At 36.6% G+C, this 24,786-nt stretch carries 25 protein-coding genes; 21 read left to right on the top strand and 4 right to left on the bottom strand.

What is annotated here, in order from left to right; translation table 11 throughout:
• The first annotated feature begins 170 nt into the window (after positions 1 to 170).
• Positions 171 to 593, top strand: a complete 423-nt coding sequence (ndk, locus tag AYT27_RS02870; RefSeq protein ID WP_011180483.1) for a nucleoside-diphosphate kinase — start codon at positions 171 to 173, stop codon at positions 591 to 593.
• A 103-nt stretch (positions 594 to 696) separates the two neighbouring features.
• On the opposite strand, the gene pgsA is transcribed toward ndk, so the two are convergent.
• The 3 genes from pgsA to AYT27_RS02885 form a co-directional block, all read right to left on the bottom strand.
• Complete coding sequence (gene pgsA, locus AYT27_RS02875) at positions 697 to 1,278, bottom strand: CDP-diacylglycerol--glycerol-3-phosphate 3-phosphatidyltransferase (protein ID WP_011180484.1); 582 nt, start codon at positions 1,276 to 1,278, stop codon at positions 697 to 699.
• Positions 1,279 to 1,352: 74 nt separating this feature from the next.
• Positions 1,353 to 3,338 carry an excinuclease ABC subunit UvrC gene (uvrC, locus tag AYT27_RS02880; RefSeq protein WP_011180485.1) on the bottom strand — a complete coding sequence of 662 codons (1,986 nt, stop codon included), beginning with the start codon at positions 3,336 to 3,338 and terminating at the stop codon, positions 1,353 to 1,355.
• A gap of 390 nt (positions 3,339 to 3,728) precedes the next feature.
• Positions 3,729 to 4,592 (bottom strand): 23S rRNA (adenine(2030)-N(6))-methyltransferase RlmJ, encoded by an 864-nt coding sequence (locus tag AYT27_RS02885; RefSeq protein WP_011180486.1) that lies wholly within the window; start codon positions 4,590 to 4,592, stop codon positions 3,729 to 3,731.
• Between the two features lie 845 nt (positions 4,593 to 5,437).
• Between AYT27_RS02885 and AYT27_RS09155 the strand changes: the two genes are divergently transcribed.
• The 12 genes from AYT27_RS09155 (at position 5,438) to AYT27_RS02935 (ending at position 14,116) form a co-directional block, all read left to right on the top strand.
• Entirely contained in the window at positions 5,438 to 5,785 is a 348-nt protein-coding gene (locus tag AYT27_RS09155; RefSeq protein ID WP_223396429.1) for a glycoside hydrolase family 3 protein, read from the top strand.
• Positions 5,785 to 5,976: a glycoside hydrolase family 3 N-terminal domain-containing protein gene (locus tag AYT27_RS09160; protein WP_236087016.1), complete on the top strand. Its 192-nt coding sequence runs from the start codon at positions 5,785 to 5,787 to the stop codon at positions 5,974 to 5,976. Before AYT27_RS09155 ends, AYT27_RS09160 begins: the two co-directional genes overlap by 1 nt.
• Before the next feature lie 52 nt (positions 5,977 to 6,028).
• Positions 6,029 to 6,262, top strand: a complete 234-nt coding sequence (locus tag AYT27_RS09165; protein WP_223396432.1) for a hypothetical protein — start codon at positions 6,029 to 6,031, stop codon at positions 6,260 to 6,262.
• A gap of 258 nt (positions 6,263 to 6,520) precedes the next feature.
• Entirely contained in the window at positions 6,521 to 6,832 is a 312-nt protein-coding gene (gene tatA, locus AYT27_RS02895) for a twin-arginine translocase TatA/TatE family subunit (protein WP_011180487.1), read from the top strand.
• 47 nt (positions 6,833 to 6,879) lie between these two features.
• Positions 6,880 to 7,320, top strand: a complete 441-nt coding sequence (tatB, locus tag AYT27_RS02900) for a Sec-independent protein translocase protein TatB (protein WP_011180488.1) — start codon at positions 6,880 to 6,882, stop codon at positions 7,318 to 7,320.
• A complete protein-coding gene (gene tatC, locus AYT27_RS02905) occupies positions 7,317 to 8,111 on the top strand; it encodes a twin-arginine translocase subunit TatC (protein ID WP_011180489.1) in 795 nt (264 codons plus the stop codon). The genes tatB and tatC overlap by 4 nt, the downstream gene beginning before the upstream one ends.
• A 48-nt stretch (positions 8,112 to 8,159) precedes the next feature.
• Entirely contained in the window at positions 8,160 to 9,437 is a 1,278-nt protein-coding gene (gene serS, locus AYT27_RS02910; RefSeq protein ID WP_011180490.1) for a serine--tRNA ligase, read from the top strand.
• Positions 9,438 to 9,572: 135 nt separating this feature from the next.
• Complete coding sequence (locus tag AYT27_RS02915; protein ID WP_011180491.1) at positions 9,573 to 10,232, top strand: protein-L-isoaspartate(D-aspartate) O-methyltransferase; 660 nt, start codon at positions 9,573 to 9,575, stop codon at positions 10,230 to 10,232.
• Between the two features lie 167 nt (positions 10,233 to 10,399).
• Positions 10,400 to 11,578: a M23 family metallopeptidase gene (locus tag AYT27_RS02920; protein ID WP_011180492.1), complete on the top strand. Its 1,179-nt coding sequence runs from the start codon at positions 10,400 to 10,402 to the stop codon at positions 11,576 to 11,578.
• 367 nt (positions 11,579 to 11,945) lie between these two features.
• Entirely contained in the window at positions 11,946 to 12,392 is a 447-nt protein-coding gene (yajC, locus tag AYT27_RS02925; protein WP_011180493.1) for a preprotein translocase subunit YajC, read from the top strand.
• A gap of 480 nt (positions 12,393 to 12,872) precedes the next feature.
• A complete protein-coding gene (locus AYT27_RS02930; protein ID WP_011180494.1) occupies positions 12,873 to 13,259 on the top strand; it encodes an Mth938-like domain-containing protein in 387 nt (128 codons plus the stop codon).
• Positions 13,256 to 14,116, top strand: coding sequence for a phytoene/squalene synthase family protein (locus AYT27_RS02935; RefSeq protein WP_011180495.1), 861 nt, complete (start codon positions 13,256 to 13,258; stop codon positions 14,114 to 14,116). The genes AYT27_RS02930 and AYT27_RS02935 overlap by 4 nt, the downstream gene beginning before the upstream one ends.
• Before the next feature lie 1,534 nt (positions 14,117 to 15,650).
• Here AYT27_RS02935 and AYT27_RS02940 read toward each other — a convergent pair.
• A complete protein-coding gene (locus AYT27_RS02940; protein ID WP_011180496.1) occupies positions 15,651 to 17,540 on the bottom strand; it encodes a peptidyl-prolyl cis-trans isomerase in 1,890 nt (629 codons plus the stop codon).
• 151 nt (positions 17,541 to 17,691) lie between these two features.
• Here AYT27_RS02940 and tpiA point away from each other — a divergent pair, with 151 nt between their 5' ends.
• The 8 genes from tpiA to AYT27_RS02975 all read left to right on the top strand — a co-directional run bounded on the left by tpiA (position 17,692) and on the right by AYT27_RS02975 (position 24,751).
• On the top strand, positions 17,692 to 18,456 hold the full coding sequence (gene tpiA / locus AYT27_RS02945; RefSeq protein WP_011180497.1) for a triose-phosphate isomerase: 765 nt from the start codon (positions 17,692 to 17,694) through the stop codon (positions 18,454 to 18,456).
• Positions 18,457 to 18,537: 81 nt separating this feature from the next.
• A complete protein-coding gene (gene secG / locus AYT27_RS02950) occupies positions 18,538 to 18,996 on the top strand; it encodes a preprotein translocase subunit SecG (protein ID WP_011180498.1) in 459 nt (152 codons plus the stop codon).
• 127 nt (positions 18,997 to 19,123) lie between these two features.
• Positions 19,124 to 20,752 carry a CTP synthase gene (locus AYT27_RS02955; protein ID WP_011180499.1) on the top strand — a complete coding sequence of 543 codons (1,629 nt, stop codon included), beginning with the start codon at positions 19,124 to 19,126 and terminating at the stop codon, positions 20,750 to 20,752.
• 36 nt (positions 20,753 to 20,788) lie between these two features.
• Complete coding sequence (gene kdsA / locus AYT27_RS02960) at positions 20,789 to 21,628, top strand: 3-deoxy-8-phosphooctulonate synthase (protein ID WP_011180500.1); 840 nt, start codon at positions 20,789 to 20,791, stop codon at positions 21,626 to 21,628.
• A gap of 59 nt (positions 21,629 to 21,687) precedes the next feature.
• The gene (eno, locus tag AYT27_RS02965; RefSeq protein ID WP_011180501.1) at positions 21,688 to 22,956 is read left to right on the top strand and encodes a phosphopyruvate hydratase; all 1,269 of its coding nucleotides are present in this window, start codon (positions 21,688 to 21,690) and stop codon (positions 22,954 to 22,956) included.
• A 95-nt stretch (positions 22,957 to 23,051) separates the two neighbouring features.
• Complete coding sequence (locus AYT27_RS02970) at positions 23,052 to 23,456, top strand: TM2 domain-containing protein (RefSeq protein ID WP_011180502.1); 405 nt, start codon at positions 23,052 to 23,054, stop codon at positions 23,454 to 23,456.
• Between the two features lie 648 nt (positions 23,457 to 24,104).
• Positions 24,105 to 24,239: a hypothetical protein gene (locus AYT27_RS09670; RefSeq protein ID WP_368670527.1), complete on the top strand. Its 135-nt coding sequence runs from the start codon at positions 24,105 to 24,107 to the stop codon at positions 24,237 to 24,239.
• Between the two features lie 182 nt (positions 24,240 to 24,421).
• On the top strand, positions 24,422 to 24,751 hold the full coding sequence (locus tag AYT27_RS02975) for an FtsB family cell division protein (protein ID WP_011180503.1): 330 nt from the start codon (positions 24,422 to 24,424) through the stop codon (positions 24,749 to 24,751).
• The last annotated feature ends 35 nt before the right edge of the window (positions 24,752 to 24,786 follow it).

A 24,786-nucleotide genomic window follows, 5' to 3' on the forward strand; every position in this document is an offset into this window, starting at 1 on the left:
ATTATATCTATGATGAGGCAAGAGGTTAAAATGAGATTTTTTATTGAAATCAGCGAAGAACTATACAATTCTAAAAATTGGTGCGGATTTTTTCATAGTCACTTGGCAAGAGACGTCTTGCTCGCTATAGAACGGTCAGATAATATTTATAATAAAATAAAGGTGGTCAAATGGCTGTAGAACGTACTTTTTCAATGATTAAACCAGATGCAACACGTCGTAATTTAACAGGTGCAATTACAAAAATGCTTGAAGATGCGGGGCTGCGTGTTATCGCATCTAAACGTGTGTGGATGAGCCAACGTGAAGCTGAAAAATTTTATGCTGTTCATAAAGAGCGTGCATTTTTTAGTGAATTGGTCGAACTTATGTCTTCTGGTCCAACCATTGTTCAGGTTTTAGAAGGCGAAAATGCAATAGCTAAAAATCGTGAAGTAATGGGGGCTACAAATCCTGAAGATGCGCAGGAAGGAACAATTCGTAAAGTCCATGCTTTGTCAATTGGTGAAAATTCTGTCCATGGTTCAGATAGTGCTGAGACGGCAAAAACAGAGATTGCTTTTTGGTTTTCCGAAGTAGAAATTGTTGGTTAATAAAAGGCATATATGAAAAGCAGAAAATTCCGAAACATACTGTTCGGAATTTTTCTTATGAGGTTATGAATTTTTTTAAAAGAGTTGTGAAGTTTATCATTTTTTATATGATAACATGTTTTAAACCTGCACGAAAATAATCCCATCCTGTCCACAATGTAAGAAGGGCAGAAATCCACAGCATAGTGATGCCAAATTCCAATGTATAAGGGATAATTTTATTGCCAGCTGGTCCCGCTAAAAGAAAGATAATAGCTATCATTTGTACAAAAGTTTTCCATTTTGCGAGGCGAGAGACAGGGACACTAACTTTCAATTCAGCTAAATATTCACGCAATCCGGATACAAGAATTTCCCGACAAAGAATAATAATAGCTGCCCATAATGTCCACCCCGCAATAGTACTGTCTGCTGCGAGCAAGAGTAAACAGGCCGAGACGAGAAGTTTATCTGCAATTGGATCTAACATGCGCCCAATATTAGATGTTTGTTCCCAAATACGGGCAAGGTAACCATCAAGAAAGTCAGTAATAGATGCAACTACAAAAATAGAAACAGCAGCCCAACGTGCAATATCACTTGATTGCAGTCGTCCTTCTAAAAAAAAGCATGCAACAACCATTGGCACAGCAACAATTCGTGCATAAGTTAAAATATTTGGAAAAGAAAAAGTATGATTTTTCATAAAATTATTTTCAATTTTTTTTGAAATTACAATATACTTTATAAACGTAATAAGGCAAAGATTATGCAACAAGCCTATTTTTCATTAAAATGGTTATAAATTTTTTGTGCAATTGTGGTAGAAATTCCTATAACTTTTGTTAAATCTTCTAGTGAAGCGCTTGCAATGGCTTTAGCACTTCCAAAATGATGAAGCAACGCACGCTTTCTTGTCGGACCAATATTTTCGATTTCATCAAGCGGATTTTTCAATGTTTCTTTTTTTCGTTTTGCTCTGTGAGTCCCAATTGCAAAACGATGTGCTTCATCACGTAGACGTTGCAAAAAATACAAAATAGGGTCACACGGGGGAAGCGTAAAAGGTGTTTTTCCTTTTATAAAAAAACGTTCACGTCCCGCTCTACGGTCAGCGCCTTTCGCTATTCCTACTACTGTCATGAAATTATCTAATCCTAATTCAGATAATATTGTATGCACACTGTTTATTTGTCCTTTACCTCCATCGATTAAGATAAGATCAGGCCAAATGGGAAAAGAAGCATCGTCTTTACTTTGTATGTTTTTGCTTTCATGAGGCAGACCATGCTCTTTGATAAGGCGTGAAAATCTTCGTTTAATGACTTCTTTCATCATACCAAAGTCATCGCCAGGTGTGATATCGGTTGAGCGAATGTTGAATTTGCGATATTGATTTTTAATAAATCCGTTTTTACCTGCAACAATCATTGCACCTACTGCATTTGTCCCCATAATGTGGGAATTGTCATAGATTTCTATACGGCATGGGGTATGAGGCAGTTGAAATATTTCTGCAATACCCTGAAACAATTTTGTATGTGTAGCTGTTTCAGCAAGCTTGTGCCCAAGTGTTTCATGGGCATTGATATAGGCATAATTAACCAGAGTTTTGCGTTCACCTTGTTTGGGTAAAGAAAGGGATATTTTACGATTTGCTTTTAGACTGAATGCTTCTGCAAGAAGTGTTTTGTCTTCAATCGATTCAGATAAAAGAATGAGTTTGGGAAGTGGTTTATCATCGTAAAATTGGGAAAGGAAACTCGCTAAAATTTCGCTACTGGAGAAAGATGGGTCTGCTTTAGGAAAATATGCTCTGTTTCCCCAATTTTGTCCCATGCGGAAAAAGAACACTTGAATGCAGCTTATTCCTTCCTTTTGCGCAATTGCAAAGACATCTGCTTCTTCTATTGTTTGGGGATTAATGCCTTGATGACTTTGTATGTGAGAGAGTGCCGATAAACGATCACGGTAGGCGGCAGCTTGTTCAAAATCAAAATTTTTTGCAGCTTTATGCATAGCTTGAACCATATCATTTTTAATGGATTGGCTTTTCCCCGAAAGAAAAGATTTTGCTCCTTTAACGAGTTCTCTGTAATCACGGTCACTAATTTCATGCGTACAGGGCGCAGAACATCGCTTGATTTGATAAAGCAAACAAGGACGTGTACGGTTTTCAAGAACTGAATCCGTACAGGTGCGTAATAAAAAAGCGCGTTGTAAAACATTGATTGTTTGTGTAACAGCGCTCGAAGAAGCAAAAGGACCAAAATAATGGGCTTTTCGTGTTCGAGCGCCACGATGTTTGTAAAGTGCGGGTGCTCGATGATCATCAGTAATAATGATGTAAGGAAAGCTTTTATCATCACGCAGTAATACATTAAAACGTGGATGCAACCTTTTGATCAGATTAGCCTCTAAAAGGAGCGCTTCTATTTCTGTGTGAGTAACGACAAATTCCATATGAGATGTTGCACGAATCATTCGGGTGATACGGTTATTGTGTCCTTGTTCACGTGTATAGTTTGAGACACGTTTTTTAAGATTACGTGCTTTGCCAACATAGAGAACCTTACCATTTTCATCAACCATCCGATAAACTCCTGGCTTATGCGGAAGATGTTTGACAAATTCTTGTATGAGTTTGGCACCTTTAAATTGATTTTTATCATTTCTTTGATGCGCATCATCCCATGTAATATGAGAGAGAAAAGAGAGCTTTTCTTGCTCATTTTCGGCATAAGCGATGTTATTTTTCAAGATCATTCAGTTTACCAAGGGATGTTTTGTATTTTTTTATATGAAATATTCTGTTCCATTAAGCCTTATTGTTTATGTATTTATAGTTTTTTTCCTATAAATAATGCATTATGGCACGAAATTACACGATTTTGGAGTTATTACTTTTTATAAAAAAATCGAAGGCAATCTCAGAAAACAGTTTTATAAGTAGGCCACCTTCAGTTCATGAACTGATTGAAATGATAACTATATGATAATATATTTTTTTAAATAATAAATCTTACTTTTTCTCTTCTATGCATTTGAAATCAATTGTAAACTAAAGAATTCACTTTGTCCTGCACTTTTTAAAGTAGTTTAATCCTCTTTAATGGCCCTGAAAAGGATCTTCTTTTTAGGGAGCATAGAAATTTTTTAACATAATAGCTGTTCTTTTTGAATCCATTTATGAGTTATTTGGGCATTTTTATCTTGCCCAAGACGAGCGATAAGAAAGGGACTGAGCTTTTTTATTTCTTCTTCAAGAAGATAGGGGGGATTGATAAGGATCATGCCACTTCCATTCATTGTAGGCGGTATGGAGCTTTTTCGAATACGCATTTCGAGTTGTAGAATTTTTGGAATTCCTGTTTGATGCAATGCATGAAGAAAATTTTCAATTTCTTTATCATATTTAACAGGGTACCATAAAGCATAAATCCCTCCAGAGAAACGGCGATACGCCTTCATCAACCCTTCAATAAGACGAGAAAATTCACCAGGTTTTTCAAAGGGAGGATCAACGAGGATGAAACCACGTTTTTCTTTTGGTGGCAGATGGGCATTTAAGGAAAGCCATCCATTTAGATGTAAAACTTTTGTTTGATAATCACCAGCAAAATTTTTTGCTAAAATGTGATAATCTTCACGGTGCAATTCAATTGCTGTTAATCGGTCTTGTTTACGCAATAATTGGCGAATAAGAACAGGAGAGCCAGGATAAAATAGGATGTCTTTTTTCCCCTTATTGAGTGTTTCAATAATATTGCACCATGGATAAAGAAGTGCTTTTAAGTCTTCTGGAATAGGCGTTGAAAGAAGTTGGTAGACACCTTCACGCCACTCTCCCGTTTTATGTGCTTCCAAAGAGGAGAGATCGTAAATACCGATTCCAGCATGGGTATCTATAACACGAAAAGCTTTTTCCTTGCGTTTGAGATATTCTATGATGCGGGTGACAATAATATGTTTAAAAACATCAGCAAAGTTGCCAGCATGATAAATATGCCGATAATTCATGAGTAAACTCTACCCTATTGTATTGCATTACCAAATGCCTTTACTAACATAAAACGACAGTTTTTCTATTCATAAAAGCCTTATGAAAGAGATAAAATCGTATCTTGATCAAAAAAACATATCTGTTTAGTAAAGTACCAATGTCGCAAATTGGCAGTGGTGTTTTATATCAACCTAATCTGTATAAAATAGATTAATCACTAAAATTTCAAATTTTGTGACAAAACATATGAAAAAAAGAGAAAATATTTCGATTAATGCATTGGACAGATTATGAAAGAATGCCTTTATTATTGCCTTCCCCAAAATGAAATGAATGAAAGGTACAAGTTAATTGATGTGTCAGTCGAGAATTACTGAAAATTTTAAGCGGAATGTGCACAGTCACCAATAAGCTAGCCAAATATTTGAAGCTGATTCAGTTTGAAGATCTCAAAAGTAGTTAAACTGATCAATTATAAATTCTATGAACAACAAGAGTAAATTTTTTGCATGCTGTATCGACAGATTTCTCACGGGAGATTTAAGAAATGGCTTTTTAGGAGAGCACAAGTTTCACGTTAAATATGTGAAACAGTGAGGTTTTTGTATAGGATCTCGAGAGACGAGTTTTAAAAAATTGACATGAAATGTATGAACTGTCTCAATCAAACGAGGGATTGTGAAGCAAATAAGCATCAAAGTATTGCAATAATGTCAGAAATAAAAGCTATGATTACTGGTATTTCTGGTTTTTTTTAAAGAAGATGAAAAAGCGTTCATTGCTGAGATAAGCCTTGGGTTTTTATTTTATTTACCCGCAATATTAAGACAGCAGATGATGTCAAGACGCTGACTACATCTTTATGTGTGGTAAGTGGGATGATATTTTTATTGATCAAGAAGGAGAAAAGGTACAAAGTTTGTTTCCGTCTTTGGTACCTCATTATCCAGCAGCTGCAATTTTGGGGAATCTTTATAAAAAGGATCAAAGTAAAGGAATTTGCATTGCATGGATTATATCTCGATTTCATGCTTTTGATTTAATAAAGCTTGGTATAAATGCCAATTATCTTCCTGTTTTAGATATTCCGGTGGGTGGAGAACACGATGTTATTGGAAAGCGTGCTTATGCTAAAGATTTAGAAACAGTGACAGCTTTAGGGTGTGCAGCTGCTATAAGGGGCTTTTGGATGGAGGTATTTTACCGGTGATGAAACATATTCCAGGACATAGTAGAGCGCTTTGCGATACGCATTTTGAATTAGCACATGTTGATGCCTCCCTTGATATTTTGGAAAAGTATGATTTTATGCCTTTTAAAAATTTGGCTGATTCTCCAGCTGCGATGACTGTGCATATTGTCTATGAAGCAATTGACAAGAGGGGTCCTGCAACACTTTAAAAGAGTTATTGAGAATATTATTCGTAAAAAGAGAGGTTCTAATGAGCTTTTAATGTCAGATGATGTATCAATAAAAGCTCTTTGGAAAAATGCGCTTTCGAAAAATTTTTCCAATTTAACACGTAAAATCTTTGCTACAGGCTGTGATATTTTTCTACGCATTGCCGATGGTTATTTAGAAGAGACGTTTTTGGTTGCGCATACTGCGCCATTTTTAAAAGGTAAGGCATTGGAATGTGTGTATAGGACTCGCAGGCGTGTTTTGCAAACCAGACAGATCAGATAAAGTTGCTTTGAGAGAGGAATCTTCAAATCTTTTGAGTTTTATGTGAAGAGGTTTGTCATTTTTGATTTATTTGTGCTTATCTGTAATATGCTAAGTAAAAGTTGGAGAGAGGCAAAAAGCGAGTTTACAATAAAAAATGTGCAATTGCCTTTAATTTGAGAAGAAAATATACAAGTAAGATATGATTATATTTGGTACATTTCTTACAGAGCCAGTACGAATAAGTGAAATTAAATTAAAAAGCCGTGAGAGAGAGTGATGGGTAATATTTTTTCACCAACACATTTAATTGTAATTTTACTGATTATTATTGTGCTTTTTGGGCGCGGTAAGGTTTCTGAATTAATGGGTGATGTGGCGAAGGGGATTAAAGCTTTCAAAAAGAATATGAAAGATGAAGAGGACATTCTCGAGGATAAGCTTGAAAGGGCCCACCATTCTGAAACAGTAGATGTTGAACCTCAAAAATTTCAGTCTTTATCAGTGAAGCGTGCAACCACGCGTGTAAAAGGTTCTTCTTCCTCTAGAAAAGGCAAAACTTCTGTTGTTAAAAAACAGCGTGTAAAATAAAAAAAATCAATCATAATTGTTTAAATGAGGAAGTCGAGTATAAACTGATGTTTGGGATTGATGGGCTAGAGTTTCTCGTGATCTTACTTGTTCTCATCGTCGTAGTTGGACCAAAAGATTTACCTAAAATGCTAAAGACAATGGCAAGGGCAATAGCTTATGTGCGTTCAACAGCGAATGAATTTCGTCACCAGTTTGATGATGCAATAAAACAAGCTGAGCTTGATGATTTGCAAAAGACATTATCGGATATGAACGATTTTAATCCAGACAAGAAGTTGACAGGAATTTTAAATCCCATGCAGGATATAAGAGGCGATATCCTCAATAATTTTGATGTAAATACAACGCACCATAAATTAGAAAAAGATCAAGAAAATTTTGAATGTAATGAGAACAAAACCAATGAAGATTTAGATGTACCTGTTGATGCTCATAGTTCTGGGAGCGTATTTGTAACTTCTAAAGATAAAGAAAGTGCGTCATGAATGTTAAGAAAGATGAAGTTGATGCCAATATGGCACCCCTTTTAGAGCATTTGATTGAACTACGTCAGCGAATTATTGCTGCTCTGATCGCATGTTTTATCGCTTTTATTATATGTTTTCTTGTCAAAGATTATATCTTAAATTTTTTGATATTGCCTTATCAGTGGGCAATGAAAATATCAGGTGGTAATCCTGAGGGTATTCGTTTGCAATCAACACAAGTATGGGAAACTTTTTTAACGAAGATGAAACTTGCTGCTTTTGGGGCAACTATTTTGTCTTTTCCTTATACGGCTTTTCAGTTTTATAGCTTTATTGCACCAGGACTTTATAAAAATGAGCGTATGGCTTTTTTACCATTTCTCATTGGTGGACCGATTTTATTTTGTGTTGGTGGGGCGTTTGTTTATGCTCTGTTGGCACCGATTATGCTTTGGTTTAGCCTTTCTCAGCAATTTCTTCCGGATGTTCATTTAAGAATAGAGTTTATAGTGCGTATCTCCGATTATTTGAGTTTTATGACATCGTTTATTCTAATTTTTGGTTTGATTTTTCAATTGCCTCTTGTCACGAGTCTTTTAATGAAAGTTGGACTTTTAACTTCTCATAGTTTAGCGTCTAAACGAAAGTGGGCTATTCTCATCTCTTTTATAATTGCAGCAATAGTAACGCCATCGGATTTTTTTACTATGTTTGCGGTAGCATTACCAACTATAGCTCTTTACGAGATCTCAATTTTAATTGCCTACTATATGGAAAAGAAAAAAAATTCCTTTAAGAGAAGTTTATAACTTGTGTGATAGGAAAACGAACAGAAACGATGCAAATGAGGAATTTTGATGCTTGATATTAAGTGGATTCGTGAACATCCTGAGAAATTAGATGAGGCGTTGGCAAAGAGAGGCATTGAGCCGCAAGCTGAAAGGTTAATAAAACTTGATCTTGAGCGTCGGTCACATGTTGCTAAAGTACAATCTGCGCAGGAGCGTCGCAATACAGCTTCAAAGAAAATAGGACAGGCTTTAGCTGTCTGTGATCAGAAAATGGCTGAACGCTTTAGAGCTGAAGTTGAAGAGATTAAAGTCTTTCTTTCTTCTGCTACAGCAGAAGAAAAGCGATTGACGGAGAGTTTGGAGAATGCTCTTTCAGCACTCCCAAATATTCCATTAGATGATGTTCCAGAAGGTAAAGATGAAAGCGATAATGTTGTTCTTCGACATTTTAGTGTACCTACGACATTTGACTTTACACCAAAGGAACATTTTGATCTTGGTCAAAATCTCAAACAGATGGACTTTGAACGGGCAAGCCGTTTGTCGGGTACACGTTTTACAGTACTCTCAGGGGCTTTAGCGCGGCTTGAGCGCGCATTGGGTCAATTTATGCTTGATGTGCATGTTTATGAGCATGGTTATACAGAAGTTTCTGTGCCTCTCCTTGTTCGTGATGAGAGTGTTTATGGAGCAGCTCAGTTGCCGAAATTTGCTGATGATCTCTTTCGGACGACAGATGGTCGGTGGCTTATTTCGACAGCAGAAGTGCCGTTAACCAATTTGGTAAACAATGAAATTCTTGAGATATCGGATTTGCCGCTGCGCTTTTCTTCTTTGACTCCTTGTTTCCGCTCAGAGGCGGGGTCAGCAGGACGTGATACACGTGGTATGTTGCGTCAACACCAATTTTGGAAGGTGGAAATGGTATCAATTACCACGGCAGAGCAGTCTTTAATTGAACTGGAACGTATGACAGAATGTGCAGAAGATGTACTAAAACGGCTTGATTTACCTTTTCGGACTATGGTTCTTTCTACGGGTGATATGGGATTTGCTGCACGTAAAACTTATGATATTGAAGTTTGGCTTCCTGGTCAGGGATGCTACCGTGAAATTTCCAGTTGCTCAGTTTGTGGAGATTTTCAAGGGCGACGTATGAATGCACGCTATCGTAAAGAAGGTGAGAAAACATTACACTTCGTCCATAGTCTTAATGGTTCTGGTACGGCTGTTGGTCGTTGTCTTATTGCCGTTCTTGAGAATTATCAGCAGGCTGATGGGTCAATTATTATACCCGATGTTCTACAACCTTATATGAGGGGCATGCGTTGCATAACTGCTTAAAAATTTGCAAAAGGAGAACGGATATACGCTTATTATTGACAAATGATAGCATAAAAACACAAGACGATGCCATTTTAAAAGAAATAAAGTGTGTATACAATGGTATAATGACTCTGTTGGAGATCGAATGATAGTATGGATCAAAAGGGTATTTTACGATTTCATGAGGAGCTAGCTAGTCTTGTGCTAAAAATGCGCAGCAAAGGAATTGATGATGTTCGCTTTTTTACGGCATTGGAGAAAATTCCGCGTCAACAGTTTGTCAGTTCTCCTTGGTTTAAGAGCGCTTATGATAATAAAGTTATTCCAATTGAGTGTGGTGAATATATTGAGCGTTTGGAAGAGCAGCTCTTGATTCTTTATGCTTTATCTTTGAAAAAAAAACATCGTGTCTTAGAGATTGGTACCGGTTCTGGTTTTTGTACTGCCTTTATGGCATGCCTTAGTGACCGTGTGATAACAGTTGATCGCTATAAAACGCTTGTTGATTTGGCGCGTCAAAAATTTCAAACTTTAGGCATTGAAAATATTGTTGTACGGCAGATTGATGGAAGCCGTATTATTACAGGTTTTGGATCGTTTGATCGTATTCTTATTTGGCCATCACGTTCTGATGAACCGAAGGAATTTTTAGAACTTTTAACTGAAAATGGAATTCTCATTCAAGCTATAGGACCCGATGAAGGGGTACAAACCATTACGCGTTATACAAAAATTGCTAGCCGGTTTGAGTGCTTAGAAATGTTTCAAGTGCGTTATCAACCCTTTATTGAAGGTATTGCAGAAACTCTTTGATTTTCAGACTATAGATACTCCATGAAATGCTTCCTCTTTTATTTTATGATAAATTCACTTTGATTTTATTGTAAAGATATTCCCAAATAAAATATCTTATTTTAACTCTTAGGTAATATTACAAAGCTTTAATAGATTGAGTTGAGTATTGGTGAGTGAGCAAAACTATGTGTTTAAAAGTTTTGGGTAATGTTGTTCGGTGTAATCAGGGTATAGCGCTTTTAGCGATGATAATGGTTCTTGTGGGGTGTAGTTCTGGTATGCAGCGTTTCGCTAATCCTTTCTCTTATCCTACGATTTCTAATCAGCCAAATATATCTACAACAATGTCAACGTATACGGATTCTCCAACATTGTCATACGGCGCTGGTATGATACAAAGTACTGAATTGCCACCTGTAGAGCCAGTTAATGATTTATCAACCTATGATAATACTGCGTATAATTCTCCACCCCAAGATGGGACGTCTTCTCCTAATAGTCGAATTATGGGAACACCGCCACGCAATCTTGGAACACTTTCTCGTTCACAAATGAGGAATGATCCTCTTTTTCGGCAAAACTCTTATATTGTTCAAACTGGGGATACACTGTTAAGCATTGCTCGACAAAGAGGGGTCAGTGTTGAGGCATTAAAATTAGTAAATGGCATAAGGAGTAATTCCATTTATATCGGTCAGGTCCTTATGATTCCAAGTGGGCGTACAGCAGAAACTTCGAATGTTCGCAATAATGATTGGGGTGCATCAAAACAATCTTTATCCCAGTCTCAATCTGCATCTTCCATAAGACACAAGAAGTATTCATCTACAGAGAAAGCTCCTATAACACCCAAGCCTTCTGCACAGATAAACAGGTCAAATGGTGAGCAGAATTCTTCCGCACAGATGTCCTCATTGAATTATGAAAAGGGTGTTTTAGATACCGTGATGAATAAAGATAATGGTGTGACACCACAAGCCACAGGAATTTCTAAGATGCGTTGGCCGGTACGAGGGCGTTTATTAAGTCAGTTTGGTCAAAAGAGAGGGACGACAATGAGTCGGGGAATAGATATTGCTGTACCTGAAGGTTCATCGGTAAAGGCAGCGGAAAACGGTATTGTTATTTACGCAAGTGATGGGTTAAAAGAGCTTGGCAATGTTGTTATGATCCGACATGAAAATAATATTATCACTATTTATGGATGTAATAGCAAGCTTGTTGTTACTAGAGGCCAAAGGATACGGCGTGGTGATGAGATCGCTAAGTCTGGTGTTTCAGGCGATGTTAAAACTCCACGTGTTTATTTTGAAGTACGCGAGAATTCTTTACCTGTTGATCCTATCAAGTATTTAGAAAACTAACGTATGATGACTTTTTTAAAAAGCTACAATTTATCTGGATTTCAGACAAAACAATCAATCTGCTTAAATTAATGCTTTTTCAGCAGAAAAACTTAAATGTTTAAGGATAGCGATCAGTTTAACAGATTTGGAAGGGAAGAAAGTTATTGTTCATTTATTTTTTCCGAAAAGAGAAATAAATCTGTTTTTTTAAAGTTTTTTCTCGTTGCCTTCTGCCTCTTAAGGATTTATTGCCTTTCGATAAAGCTATAATTACAATTGTGTAGTTATTGCTTTGTATGATGATCCTCTAGGAAAGCTTTTTTCAACCAAAAGCTTATTTTGAGAGAGTAGGAAATACCTGAAGTTTAATCTATAGGAGATAAAAATGTTTATTACTAACGCTTATGCTCAAGTTGCAGGCGGTGTTTCCAACGGGCCCTCACTTGTTACTTTCGTCCCGTTCATTCTGATTTTTGGGATTATGTATTTTTTTATCATTCGCCCACAGCGTGCGCAAATGAAAAAGCGCCAGGAAATGCTTAATGCTGTGCGTCGTGGTGATACAGTAATAACGGGCGGTGGTGTTATTGGAAAGGTTACGAAAGTTTACGATGAGAGCGGTGAATTAGAGGTTGAAATTTGTGATGGTATGCGTATTCGTGTTATACGTTCAACACTATCGGATGTTCGCGTTAAAGGAGAACCAATTTCGGAAGAAAAATCGAAATTGAATACTAAAGTGAAAGCACCATCAAAAGCTAAAGCTGTAAAGAAGGAAAATATGAGCGCCTCTAAAGAGAAAAAAGCTGTATCAAAGGAAGAGCACTCTTAAAGTATGATTACAGTTATCATGTCTTTTTAAAAATGATTTTTATGAAAATGAGTGGCTTTTATATAAATATATAAAAGCCTTTTCATTGTATGGATGGTTTTATAGTCAGTAAATGCACCTTAATAAGTTTTTTAAATATTTATTTTATTTGTTGAACATTGTGATAATTTCTAACTATTCTTTGAACAAGATCATTGTTCTATAGGACAAAAATTATTTGTTTTTGAGCGAATAGGCACAGATAATTTTTTTCAATAAATATGTTTAAACGGATATGGTATTTAACTGCGTTTTATTACAAGCTGTTTCCAGAGTGTTTGTAATAGTTTTTATATATTGCTTGTTGCAGTGTCAGAGGTGTATTTTTTATAAAAGATTTTGCATTAACCTCGCAATGTAGGATATTATTGCTTCTTTGCTGACTTTTAGGGGTGAAGGGGAAAAACGCAATTGAGCTTTCAAAATAAAGGACAATGACTGATGTCTCATGCAATTCAGATTCGCGAGGCCCATTTCCCAGGGCGTGCACCTATTGATGCTTACGGAAATGGTGGCTTTCGTTTTGCTGATATGTCACATAGAGGTTCTATTATTTGTATACCATCAGGTATTTATGGTATTGATATGACAGGGCCTGTTCCTACTCAAGAGGATATATCTCGTGTATTAGAAGAGTCAGATCAAATTGAGGTTTTATTAATAGGCACGGGAGTTGAATTATTGCGATTACCTGAAGAGTTACGGGTACTGTTATGGGAAAAGCGTATTTCATCAGATACAATGAGTACAGGAGCAGCAGTGCGTACATTTAATGTTCTGTTAGCTGAAGATCGTGCAGTTGCTGCTTTATTATTTGCTGTAGAATGATCAATTTTCTTCCTTATAGTCTTGATATTTTACGTGCTGCAGATCGTGATCGTTATATATCAGTTTTATTTGCGCCTAAAAAGAAGCGTAGAGCATTGGCCGCTCTTTATGCTTTTAATGCAGAAATTGCTCGTATTCGTGAAAATGTGCACAATCCCCTTATCGGTGAGATACGATTACGCTGGTGGTACGATTCGATTGCTAAGAGTGAAATGGAAAAGAGTGAAAGCAATCCGATTTTGAGTGATTTATTTATGGCGATGACTCTTTTTAATTTACCTAAAACAGCTTTTTTACGTTATTGCGATGCTCAGATTTTAGATCTTTATCACAATCCGATAGCGACTCTTTACGATCTCGAATTCTATTGTGGTGAGACAGCAAGTATAATTTTACAGCTTTCTTGTCAGATATTAGATCCAGATATGGCACAAAATTTTACAGATGCCTATCAACATGCAGGGATTGCACAAGGGTTAAGTGGTGTATTACGTCTTTTATCATTCATGCAATCGCGATATCAATATTACTTACCTGCTGATATGCTCAAGGCTTTAGGGATAAAGAGGGAAGAGTTGGAGTCCAACCGTATCAGTAAAGAGCAAAAATGCCACGTCATTGAAGCTATGGTTGCATTATCACGAGATCATTACAATAGGTTCTACGAATATTTTAATATGATGCCTAAAACTCTTAAACCAGCTTTTCTTCCATTGGCAATTATACCAGCATCTCTTCAAAAGGCAATACAATTAGGAGCGGCAGTTTTTCAGGAAAACGCAGCTTTACCATTACTTCATCGCTATTGGTTTATAACCAAAGCCGCGATAAGCAGTAATCTTCCAAAAATATTGTAGAATAAAAGAGCATTCACAAAAAGAGAATTGATAAAGATACGGACAGATTTTTTATATTGGAGAGTGCAATGCTATTGTGACTTCAATCCGTTTCCTTCTCATTTTAGAAACAGCGCTAACGTGTGAAGTGGGATGCTCTCAAAAGAGTTAAAATTAGGATTTACAATTTTGAAAATAATGCATATTGACTCATTGATTATGTATTTTGTTAAATTCCCTGTATCGATGGATGTAGAGAATACAAAACCATGAGATGAAGTTCATACAATAGATCAGCTGGTTTTCTAGGGTTTTTGCATCCGAGCAAAATTTGGGAGTAAAAGCGTAGTGGTGCTAACTAAGAATTTATTGAGGATAAGTTTTTCAGATGTAAGTGAGGACTGAAAATCTTATCTGTCTTTTTGTTGAAAGCATTCATTTTATTTAAAAACAGTGAGGATTTTCTCTTACCTTTAGGTAAGAGACTTAACATCTCTAAATGTTATGACACTTGGTGTCAGAAAGAGGTCTAGAATTCAATTTGGAAGAGTTTATCAAGGATTATGGGTTATAATAATGATCTGTGAGTCAATGTCACCTTTATTCGAGCGGTACCCCTATGCTGTAGATTATAGATTTTTCTGGAGGCTATAGAAAAGCTTAGCATTAGAAGGAAACATTGAGAAAAAAATTGCAAAGAAGTAAGCCAAGATTACTCTCGAAGAGTCATGCTTTGGTGGAGATCTTGAACCGATCTTTACATTTTCTTCTCAAACAGGGAATTGGAATGATATTGTTCAAAAATCTCAATTTTTTGAAGAGGATGAAAATACATTCAGTTTTTGCGAATAAAGGCTATGTTTAGATGCATTAAGAAAACTAGAGAGGAAATAAAACTGTATTTCTGTTTTTTTCCGTGCAACTTAGAAAACAGTACAGAACGATGATAAGCATCTCTACAAAGACCATCACTTTATCAAAATCTCCTTTAAGAAATTCAGAGATTTGAGATCTATATCCTAGTGATTCGATAAAGAAGCTTCTTCTTTGATAAAATTCCTAGTCAATTTTTCAATTATCCTCTCGTTTGGAGAGTTAAATATGCAGAATCTAGGGATATTGGAATTTTAATACTCAGAGCTTTGAATGTATTGAGAGGTCTATTTTCCAATAAAGCATGATTTCTTGTTTTAATGAGGGAAACTCTCTTTTCTTCTTACATGGAAATTTTTAATTATGGAGAGACTATGAAGAAATAAGTGATTACTGTTTGTCACAACAATATTTAAAGTTCAGTTAGAGCTGATAAAAGTTTTAAATACCCTAAAGAAACGCTTTTCTAAATTTCATTCGTCTATAAAAATTTATCCCCGTCCGATAAAGCTGTGACGCATTTATTTTTCTACAGTTTTAAGGATTTGAAAGAAAGCTCATTATTTAGAGATATTATACGCTCCACACTCAGGCAAAAAGAATTTTGCCTGATTTTTAAATTGCAGATAAAACGCTAAGCACAATTTTATTAAATAAATACTTAAGATCATTTGCAACACTATTATTGAAGAGCTTGGAAGATTTGATTATAGTTAGCGCTATTAATTTTTAAAGGATGTTCTTTATTGGCAACATGCAGCATCTCTAGCTTTAGATCTTCTCTTATCATCATATCTATGTTACTACGAATATCAGATGAAAGGGTATGAGGAGAGATATCTTTAGGAGTAGTAACTTCCTTTATTTGATAAAGGATACGGTTTTTTGCAATCGGACCTTTTACTATGCCATAGTGACCTTTTGGACCAGAAAATAATGCTTTAACGCCTTCAAATCCAAGGATTTCAGATGAATCTTGGCGCCGAAGGGGCTGTGTTGTTTGTTTTGTAACACCAAGTATATGTGCGAGAGAAACAAGACTTTTTCCTTCAGTGAGCTGTTTGAGAGCGTCCTTGGCTTTTTCATCAAGAAGGCGTTGGATTTCTTCTTTTTTCCATTGGGCAATGACCTCTTGTTTTGCCTCTTCAAATGTTTTATCCCGCGCAGGGATGATAGTATTGATCTTGTACCAGAGATACCCACCATTTGGAAGAGAGAGTGGATCAAGATCAGCTCCTTCGTTTGATTGATAAATGGAGTTAAGCAAAAGATCTTTTTGGGGTAGATCTGTAAGTATTGTGCCTTCAATTGTTTTTCCTGTTTTATCAAGGGTAATTGTTCGCAAGGGTAATTTATATTGGTCAGCAAGCTCTTTGAAAGAAGCACCTTCAAAACGTGCATTTTCAATTTCCGTATAACTGTTACGTATATCATCAGCAGCACGATTTTGAGCAAGTGTTTGACGAATATTGTCTTCTACTTTCTCAAAGGGAATGGGGCCTGCAGGTGTAATATCTGTAACACGAATGATAACAGGACCTTGTAAATCATTGATTACAGCACTGATTTGTCCTTGTTTAAGTTCAAAAATCTCAGAGGATAAATAACTAGGAAGTTCATTTTCTGTGAAAGGCCCTTTTTTTATGTCATTGAGAGTCTTGTTTTCAGCTTTAACTAAGTCATCGAAGCTTAATCCATCGGCTATTTTTTTTACTGCATTATCTGCAGCCTCGCGTGTAGGGAAACGCAATTCTTCAATCGTGCGTTTTTCAGGAGTTATAAAACGCGAGGAGTTTTGTGTATAATAGTTTTTTACCTCATCTTCTGAGATATCTTTGGGTTTTATAAAATCAGCGAGTTCCATGGATAAGAAAGAAATTGTACGGTATTCTGGAACACGAAATTTATTTCTATGTGTTTCAAACCATTTTTGCAACGTTTCTTGATGAGGTTCAGAAATTATTTCCTTTTCTTTTAGATCAAGAACGAGATAATCGGCAATACGGGTTTCTCTTTGATAAAAGGCGAGTGCTTTATAAAAAAGATCTGGTGCTTTCATCCCTGACAGTGACGCTGAAATGAGCTGATTACGTTTTTCTTTTTTTGTGTAATAATCAAGGAAATTACTTTCGCTTATATGTAATTGTTGAAGGTAGTTACGAAACAAATCATGTTTGAAGACACCATTTATTTGGAACATATTATCCGCACCAATTTTACGGGCTATGGCATCTTTTGAAAGATTGATTTTCATTTGACGCGTTTGTTCATCAAAGAGCACATCTTGTTGTAACTGATTAAAAACAAAAGCGGGGATTTGGTATTGCTGCATTTCATTTGGTGTGAACATGCGTCCAAGACGAGAGGCGAGTGCTAAACGTGCACTTTGATCAGCCAGTGCAAGACGATAATCATCGATAGTTATTATGGACTCTCCAGAAGAGATAAGATCTCTTTCACTTTTTGTGTGTAACTGTGGTATCCCCCATAAAAGGATAAAACATAAAAGCAAAATAGCAAGAAAAATTCTAGCAATCCAAGAATTTGTGGCGTTTCTTATGATGTCAAGCATCGTTCAATTCCATTTTTAGCATGAGTTATCATCAAAGTAATAACGGAATTTGCAATAAAGATGCGTAAGATGCAAGCTTAAAGACTTGCTTTCATTTTATAATTTGATACCTAAAGATAAAAAATGTTGTGATTGCTCTTGAGGTAAAAATATGTCTCCAAATATTCGACCTTTTATTGCGGGAAATTGGAAAATGAATGGAACTGGTGAATCTCTTGGAGAATTACGTGCCATTGCCGCTGGCATTAGCTCTGATTTAGGTCGTTTGTTTGAAGCGCTTATTTGTGTTCCAGCAACGCTTTTATCCCGTGCTTTTGATATTCTGGGTGGAGAAAATATTCTCTTAGGAGGGCAAAATTGTCATTTTGATGATTATGGTCCTTATACTGGAGATATTTCAGCTTTTATGCTTAAAGAAGCAGGAGCAAGTCATGTCATTATTGGGCATTCAGAGCGTCGCACAGTTTATCAGGAAAGTGATGCAATTGTTCGTGCTAAAGTGCAAGCGGCATGGCGAGCAGGTCTTGTTGCTCTTATTTGTGTTGGAGAAACATTGGAAGAACGCAAAAGTAATAAAGTGTTGGATGTGCTTACGCGGCAACTTGAAGGATCTTTACCAGATGGTGCAACAGCAGAAAATATCATTATCGCTTATGAACCTGTATGGGCTGTAGGGACAGGCAATACAGCGACTTCAGCAGATGTTGCAGAGGTACATGCGTTTATTCACCATAAGATGCATTCTCGTTTTGGTGATGAGGGGGCCAAGATACGTTTGCTGTATGGTGGATCAGTAAAACCATCCAATGCATTCGAGCTTCTGAGTACTGCTCATGTGAATGGTGCTCTGATAGGTGGAGCAAGTTTAAAAGCGATTGATTTTTTAACTATTTGCGATGTTTATCGTAAATTATAAGAGAGAACTCTTTGTTTTCCCTTGGATTGTGTGCAATTTATGTGTAAATAACCATAAAGAGTTATTTGAAGAGCAGGATTTATGCAAACAGTACTTATTGTTATCCATTTTTTAGTTGTTATTACTTTGGTTGGTGTTATATTAATCCAACATTCGGAAGGTGGCGGGCTTGGTGTGAGTAGTGGTTCGGGGTTGATGAAAACCCGTGGTAGCAAAAATGCGCTATCTCGTTTGACAGCTATCCTAGCGTGCTGTTTTTTTGCAGTGTCCATTGGACTTACCGTAGTAGGCAGTATATCGAACTCCAGTTCTGATATTCTCAAACGTATTCCAGTTCACTCAGAACAAAACTCTACAAATAAAGGCACTTCAGAAGTTGCGCCATCATCAAAGAGTGAGGCTGAACCTTCTATTTTGGAGGAGCTAGGTGGTGGTTCGGTTCCACCTCAGGAACAAAATCAGTCTAAAGATCATCCTGCAACTGAAAACCCAGTTCCGCCGATTCTTGAAAATCCAGTTCCTGGTAATGATGCAAAGTAGTTTTTTTAAGAAAGTATAGATTGAAAAAAGGTGATTTTTTCACCTTTTTTATTTTATAGAAAAAAACTGTTTCTTTTCGCATTTTTTTCTGGAAAAATCATTATAAACTGCTTATCACTATAAGCCCATGGCACGTTATGTTTTTATTACTGGTGGTGTGGTTTCTTCCCTTGGAAAAGGCATCGCAGCAGCAGCATTAGCTGCATTATTGCAAGCTCGTGGGTATAGCGTACGGCTTCGCAAACTTGATCCTTATTTGAATGTTGATCCAGGTACGATGTCACCTTATCAACATGGTGAGGTGTTTGTAACCGACGATGGTGCAGAAACGGATCTTGATCTTGGTCATTATGAGCGTTTTACCGGGCGTTCTGCAAATAGCCAAGACAACATTACAACAGGGCGTATTTATCGCAATATCATTGAACGAGAGAGACGTGGTGATTATTTGGGTGCAACAGTCCAGGTGATTCCTCATGTTACTGATGAAATTAAGAGATTCATTACTACGGGAAACGAAGAATTTGACTTTGTTTTATGTGAAATAGGTGGCACAGTTGGTGACATTGAAGCAATGCCTTTTCTTGAAGCGATTCGTCAGCTTCATAATGAGTTACCGAGGCAAAATGTTATTTATGTGCATCTTACATTAATGCCTTATATTTCTTCGGCTGGTGAATTAAAAACCAAGCCAACACAACATTCTGTCAAAGAATTACAATCAGTTGGTATTGCTCCCGATATTTTGTTGGTACGTGCAGATAGGCCTATTCCAGAAACAGAGCGGAGTAAATTATCACTTTTTTGTAATGTTCGCCCAACTGCTGTTATTCAGGCATTAGATATGCCAACGATTTATGATGTTCCCATAGCATATCATAAAGAGGGGTTAGATTCAGAAGTTCTTTCTGCTTTTGGAATGCATCCAGCACATAAACCCAACATGGATCGTTGGGAAGATATTACACATCGAATTCACCATCCCGAAGGGGAAGTGACAATTGCTGTTGTTGGAAAATATACGGGATTGAAAGATGCTTACAAGTCTCTCACTGAGGCGATTGCGCATGGTGGTTTAGCCAATAAAGTAAAAGTTAATATTGAATGGATTGATGCAGAGCTTTTTGAAAGAGAAGATCCTACGTCCACTTTACGAAAAGTTCATGGAATTTTGGTGCCTGGTGCTTTTGGGGTGCGTGGTGCAGAAGGCAAAATGCGAGCAATTCAATTTGCGCGGGAACGTAGAGTTCCATTTTTCGGTATTTGTTTTGGGATGCAATTGGCTTGTATAGAAGCTGCGCGCAATATTGCACAGATTGAGAATGCTTCATCAAGTGAGTTTTGCGAAACGAAAAATCCAATTGTAGGTTTAATGACAGAATGGCTCAAAGGGGATGTGCTTGAGAAACGCACAAAATGTGGCAATTTTGGTGGTACCATGCGTCTTGGTGCTTTTGCCGCAGAGTTGAAAGAAAATAGCCATATTGCCCAAATTTATGGCATGACAAGGATTTACGAGCGACATCGTCATCGTTATGAGGTCAATATTGATTATAAAGACAAGCTAGAACAATGTGGTTTGGTTTTTTCTGGTATGTCTCCTGATGGTGTTTTGCCAGAAACGATAGAATATGCAGATCATCCATGGTTCATTGGTGTTCAATATCATCCAGAACTAAAATCACGTCCCTTTGATCCACATCCACTTTTTTCTTCTTTTATTGAAGCCACTGTAGAACAAAGTCGATTGGTTTAGTTCATAAATTGAGTTATTTGCTTTTTGAGGGATAAAATGTCTGAACCAAATGCCATTGTGAAAGTTGGAAATATTATTTTTTCAAATGAAGCACCCTTTTCATTAATTGCGGGGCCATGTCAGATAGAAAGTCGCGATCACGCTTTTGAAATGGCTGGCCGAATTAAGACAATTACGGATCAAGTTGGTATTGGATTTGTTTATAAATCGAGTTACGATAAAGCCAACAGGACGTCTTTGAGTGCCGTACGGGGTGTTGGTCTTGAAAATGCAATGGCTATTTTCTCTGATTTGAAGAAGGAATTTGGTTGTCCGATTTTGACTGATGTGCATACAGAAGAGCAATGTACGGTTGTTGCTTCAACAGTAGATATTTTGCAAATACCTGCTTTTTTATGTCGTCAAACAGATCTTTTGGTGGCAGCAGCCAAAACGGGGCGTGTTATCAACATTAAAAAAGGTCAGTTTTTAGCACCGTGGGATATGAAGAATGTTTTAAGAAAGGTCACGCAAAGTGGTAACCGGAATGTTATGCTTTGTGAGCGAGGTACTTCATTTGGTTATAATCGACTTATTTCTGATATGCGTTCATTGCCTATTTTGCGTTCATTTGGTGCTCCTGTTATTTTTGATGCAACGCATTCTGTTCAGGAGCCAGGTGGTCAGGGTGATTCATCTGGTGGGCAGCGTCAATTTGTTGAAATTTTGGCGCGTGCGGCTGTTTCGGTTGGGGTGGCCGGTATTTTTTTAGAAACGCATCAAGATCCAGATAATGCTCCTTCTGATGGACCGAATATGATTAAAATTGATCATTTACAAAGACTGCTTGAGACTTTAATGGAATTTGATTATCTGTCAAAGAAGACAATTGAATAGAGAAGATGTTTCTCATTATGTTAAAATGATCGAGACTTTTGTTGGATAAGGAAACACATATGACTATAATTGTCGATATTATTGGACGTGAAGTACTTGATAGCCGAGGTAATCCAACTGTAGAAGTTGAAGTTCATTTGGAAAATGGAGCTTTGGGCCGTGCTCTTGTTCCCTCTGGGGCATCGACGGGTGCCCATGAAGCTGTAGAACTACGTGATGGTGGTACGCGCTATCAAGGAAAAGGCGTTAAGAAAGCGATTGCTGCAATAAATGGCGAGATTCTTGAGGAACTTGGTGGACGAGATGCCAGAAATCAAATCGGCATTGATCAAGCAATGATTGCCTTGGATGGAACACCAAACAAAGCACGTCTTGGAGCTAATGCACTTCTTGGTGTTTCATTGGCTGTTGCAAAAGCAGCAGCAGAGTCATTGTCTTTACCTCTATATCGTTATATTGGTGGTACACAAGCACATATTCTTCCGACACCAATGATGAATATTATTAATGGTGGTGTTCATGCTGATAACCCGATTGATTTTCAAGAATTTATGATTATTCCTGTAGGAGCATCTACGCTAAAAGAAGCAATTCGCTATGGTGCTGAAATTTTTCATACGTTAAAAAAACGTTTAAAAGATGCAGGTTATAATACCAATGTTGGTGATGAGGGTGGCTTTGCACCTCAATTTAAAAGCGCCGAGCAAGCGATTGATTTTATTATGGAATCTATAATAGCATGTGGGTATAAACCAGGTGAACAAATTGCCCTTGGTTTAGATTGTGCTGCAACCGAATTTTATAAAAATGGTTCCTATTTTTATGAAGGTGAGGGGAAATATCGTGATGTGGGGGAACAGGTAGATTATTTAGCACAACTTATTAAAACTTACCCTATTATCACAATTGAAGATGGTATGGCTGAGGATGATTGGGAAGGTTGGAAGTTACTCACTGACTCGATTGGTAAAAAATGTCAGCTTGTTGGCGATGATTTATTTGTAACAAATTCTGCGCGTTTGCGGGATGGTATCAAAATGGGAGCAGCCAATTCTATTCTTATCAAAGTTAATCAGATTGGCACGCTAAGTGAAACGCTTGATGCTGTAGAAACAGCGCATAAAGCAGGTTATCGTGCCATTATATCTCATCGTTCAGGTGAAACGGAAGATTCTTTTATTGCAGATCTTGCCGTTGCGACCAATTGTGGGCAAATTAAAACGGGTTCTCTTGCACGTTCGGATAGATTAGCAAAATATAATCAGCTTATTCGTATTGAAGAAATGCTAGGATTGCAGGCATGTTATGCGGGCAATTGGTATTGTTGATAGTGATAAGAGTAAAATTTTAAATTGTGATATCATTGGGGTTATAAAATTTAATGATGAGACATATGGGGCAACGATTTTATAGGTGTTAAAAGATGAGAGGTATAATTATTAGTCAGGATCAGGGGACTTATCTCGTTTCCGGTGATGATGGTAAGCGTTATCAATTTGCGACTTGGGATTGGTCAGGGAAGAATCCACCGAAGATAGGTGATACTGTTGATTTTGTATGTGAGGGAGATGTTGTCAATTCTGTTTTTCCATTATTAAAAAAACAGTCAGAACATTTAAAAGTAATGCTTGCACTCGTTTGTTGGGTTGCTGGTATATTTGGTGTTCATCGTTTTATGGTTGGTAAAGTTTGGACGGGTGCTTTAATGCTTATTCTATCGTTAACACTTGTCGGGTTGATGATCACAGGAATTTGGACAATTGTTGATTTTATAGTCATTATGGCAGGGAAGTTTACTGACAAAAATGGCAATCAAATTATACATTAGTAGAGATTGTATATGATAAAATAAACTATTATTGTAAATGTATAATATAAAAAGTAAGCAATATTTCTTGGGTTTGAGCATTTAATGCTGAAATTTTCATGAAGATTATGCATATTATACATAATTTAATAAAGATATTGAGAAAATTGTGAACTATTGTGCTATTTTATGTGGTCAAAGCAGAAACGCGAATTAATTTAAATTGTACTTTGTATTTCTGCTTATGATAGGTGGAAAATTTTAAGCTATTTTCATTATAACATTTATCCTGTTGAGTATGACTTGTATTCTTCCTGTGAAGTTCATGAACATCTTATCAAGAGAGCAAAAACTTTTTTATGAAGAACATGTGAGTAGTAATTTTATAAATAGTAAGGATAAAAGGTAAGATTATTGGTTAAGATCAAGGGGCTTATCTCATTTTAGGCGATGGGGGTAAGCGCTATAATTTGAGACTTGGGATTGGTTAAGAAAAAGTCTACCCGAGGGTGGGTATTACCATTAATTTTGTATGTGAAGGAGGCGCCATTAAATCTGTTGTTCCTCTCTTGAATGAAAGACAGCCGAAAAAATCACAAATGCTAAGAGCATTTGCTTATTTTGGTGGGGATATTTGGTATTCACTTCTTTATGGTTGGTAAAGTTGGGATGGGTATTGTAATACTATTTCTAACTCTAACAATTTCAAGGACATTTGTATCTGGGATTTGGGCATTTATTGATTTTATAGCCATTTTAACAGCAAACTTTACAGATAAAAATGAGTATGGAGTCATAAATTAGTAAATACCGCATATTGTAATATAATAGAAGATAATATGGCATAGCTTTATTATGGCAGGGGTGCTCAGTGTATAAGAATAAATTATTTGCATGTGTAGGATTTGGTAATGAGGTATTAATGAAAATTGTTCATAATTGAATCAGGTGTTAAGAGGATTATTCTTTAAAGATTATTCTATTTTATGTGGACAAAGCAAAAACGCAGATCAATCAAAATGCGCTTTGTACTTCCACTTATGACAGTGGGAGTTTTGAGCTATTTCAGTTATCACATTTATCATGGTGAGTATGGCTTGTATTCACGCAGTGAAGTTAATCAATATATTGTCGAATTAGAAGAGGAGCTTCAGAAGTTAGAAGCTGAACGGATATTTATTGAAAAGCGTATTTCTCTTTTACGCAACGGGCATATTGAAAAGGATATGCTAGATGAGTATGTTAGAAGGAATTTAAACTTTTCTAAGCCGAATGAATTGACAATTTTAACTCCTTTAAATGAGATTAAAAGTTAATTATAAACTGCTTAATTTCAAAAAATATTTTAAAC

This window comes from Bartonella henselae str. Houston-1, assembly GCF_000046705.1.
Lineage (GTDB): Bacteria > Pseudomonadota > Alphaproteobacteria > Rhizobiales > Rhizobiaceae > Bartonella > Bartonella henselae.

What these genes read in the sequence shown, in the direction of transcription:
- ndk (WP_011180483.1), top strand. Translation starts at nt 171, where the DNA reads ATGGCTGTAGAACGTACTTTTTCAATGATTAAACCAGATGCAACACGT.
- pgsA (WP_011180484.1), bottom strand. Translation starts at nt 1,278, where the DNA reads ATGAAAAATCATACTTTTTCTTTTCCAAATATTTTAACTTATGCACGA.
- uvrC (WP_011180485.1), bottom strand. Translation starts at nt 3,338, where the DNA reads ATGATCTTGAAAAATAACATCGCTTATGCCGAAAATGAGCAAGAAAAG.
- AYT27_RS02885 (WP_011180486.1), bottom strand. Translation starts at nt 4,592, where the DNA reads ATGAATTATCGGCATATTTATCATGCTGGCAACTTTGCTGATGTTTTT.
- AYT27_RS09155 (WP_223396429.1), top strand. Translation starts at nt 5,438, where the DNA reads ATGTGTGGTAAGTGGGATGATATTTTTATTGATCAAGAAGGAGAAAAG.
- AYT27_RS09160 (WP_236087016.1), top strand. Translation starts at nt 5,785, where the DNA reads ATGAAACATATTCCAGGACATAGTAGAGCGCTTTGCGATACGCATTTT.
- AYT27_RS09165 (WP_223396432.1), top strand. Translation starts at nt 6,029, where the DNA reads ATGTCAGATGATGTATCAATAAAAGCTCTTTGGAAAAATGCGCTTTCG.
- tatA (WP_011180487.1), top strand. Translation starts at nt 6,521, where the DNA reads ATGGGTAATATTTTTTCACCAACACATTTAATTGTAATTTTACTGATT.
- tatB (WP_011180488.1), top strand. Translation starts at nt 6,880, where the DNA reads ATGTTTGGGATTGATGGGCTAGAGTTTCTCGTGATCTTACTTGTTCTC.
- tatC (WP_011180489.1), top strand. Translation starts at nt 7,317, where the DNA reads ATGAATGTTAAGAAAGATGAAGTTGATGCCAATATGGCACCCCTTTTA.
- serS (WP_011180490.1), top strand. Translation starts at nt 8,160, where the DNA reads ATGCTTGATATTAAGTGGATTCGTGAACATCCTGAGAAATTAGATGAG.
- AYT27_RS02915 (WP_011180491.1), top strand. Translation starts at nt 9,573, where the DNA reads ATGGATCAAAAGGGTATTTTACGATTTCATGAGGAGCTAGCTAGTCTT.
- AYT27_RS02920 (WP_011180492.1), top strand. Translation starts at nt 10,400, where the DNA reads ATGTGTTTAAAAGTTTTGGGTAATGTTGTTCGGTGTAATCAGGGTATA.
- yajC (WP_011180493.1), top strand. Translation starts at nt 11,946, where the DNA reads ATGTTTATTACTAACGCTTATGCTCAAGTTGCAGGCGGTGTTTCCAAC.
- AYT27_RS02930 (WP_011180494.1), top strand. Translation starts at nt 12,873, where the DNA reads ATGTCTCATGCAATTCAGATTCGCGAGGCCCATTTCCCAGGGCGTGCA.
- AYT27_RS02935 (WP_011180495.1), top strand. Translation starts at nt 13,256, where the DNA reads ATGATCAATTTTCTTCCTTATAGTCTTGATATTTTACGTGCTGCAGAT.
- AYT27_RS02940 (WP_011180496.1), bottom strand. Translation starts at nt 17,540, where the DNA reads ATGCTTGACATCATAAGAAACGCCACAAATTCTTGGATTGCTAGAATT.
- tpiA (WP_011180497.1), top strand. Translation starts at nt 17,692, where the DNA reads ATGTCTCCAAATATTCGACCTTTTATTGCGGGAAATTGGAAAATGAAT.
- secG (WP_011180498.1), top strand. Translation starts at nt 18,538, where the DNA reads ATGCAAACAGTACTTATTGTTATCCATTTTTTAGTTGTTATTACTTTG.
- AYT27_RS02955 (WP_011180499.1), top strand. Translation starts at nt 19,124, where the DNA reads ATGGCACGTTATGTTTTTATTACTGGTGGTGTGGTTTCTTCCCTTGGA.
- kdsA (WP_011180500.1), top strand. Translation starts at nt 20,789, where the DNA reads ATGTCTGAACCAAATGCCATTGTGAAAGTTGGAAATATTATTTTTTCA.
- eno (WP_011180501.1), top strand. Translation starts at nt 21,688, where the DNA reads ATGACTATAATTGTCGATATTATTGGACGTGAAGTACTTGATAGCCGA.
- AYT27_RS02970 (WP_011180502.1), top strand. Translation starts at nt 23,052, where the DNA reads ATGAGAGGTATAATTATTAGTCAGGATCAGGGGACTTATCTCGTTTCC.
- AYT27_RS09670 (WP_368670527.1), top strand. Translation starts at nt 24,105, where the DNA reads ATGGGTATTGTAATACTATTTCTAACTCTAACAATTTCAAGGACATTT.
- AYT27_RS02975 (WP_011180503.1), top strand. Translation starts at nt 24,422, where the DNA reads ATGTGGACAAAGCAAAAACGCAGATCAATCAAAATGCGCTTTGTACTT.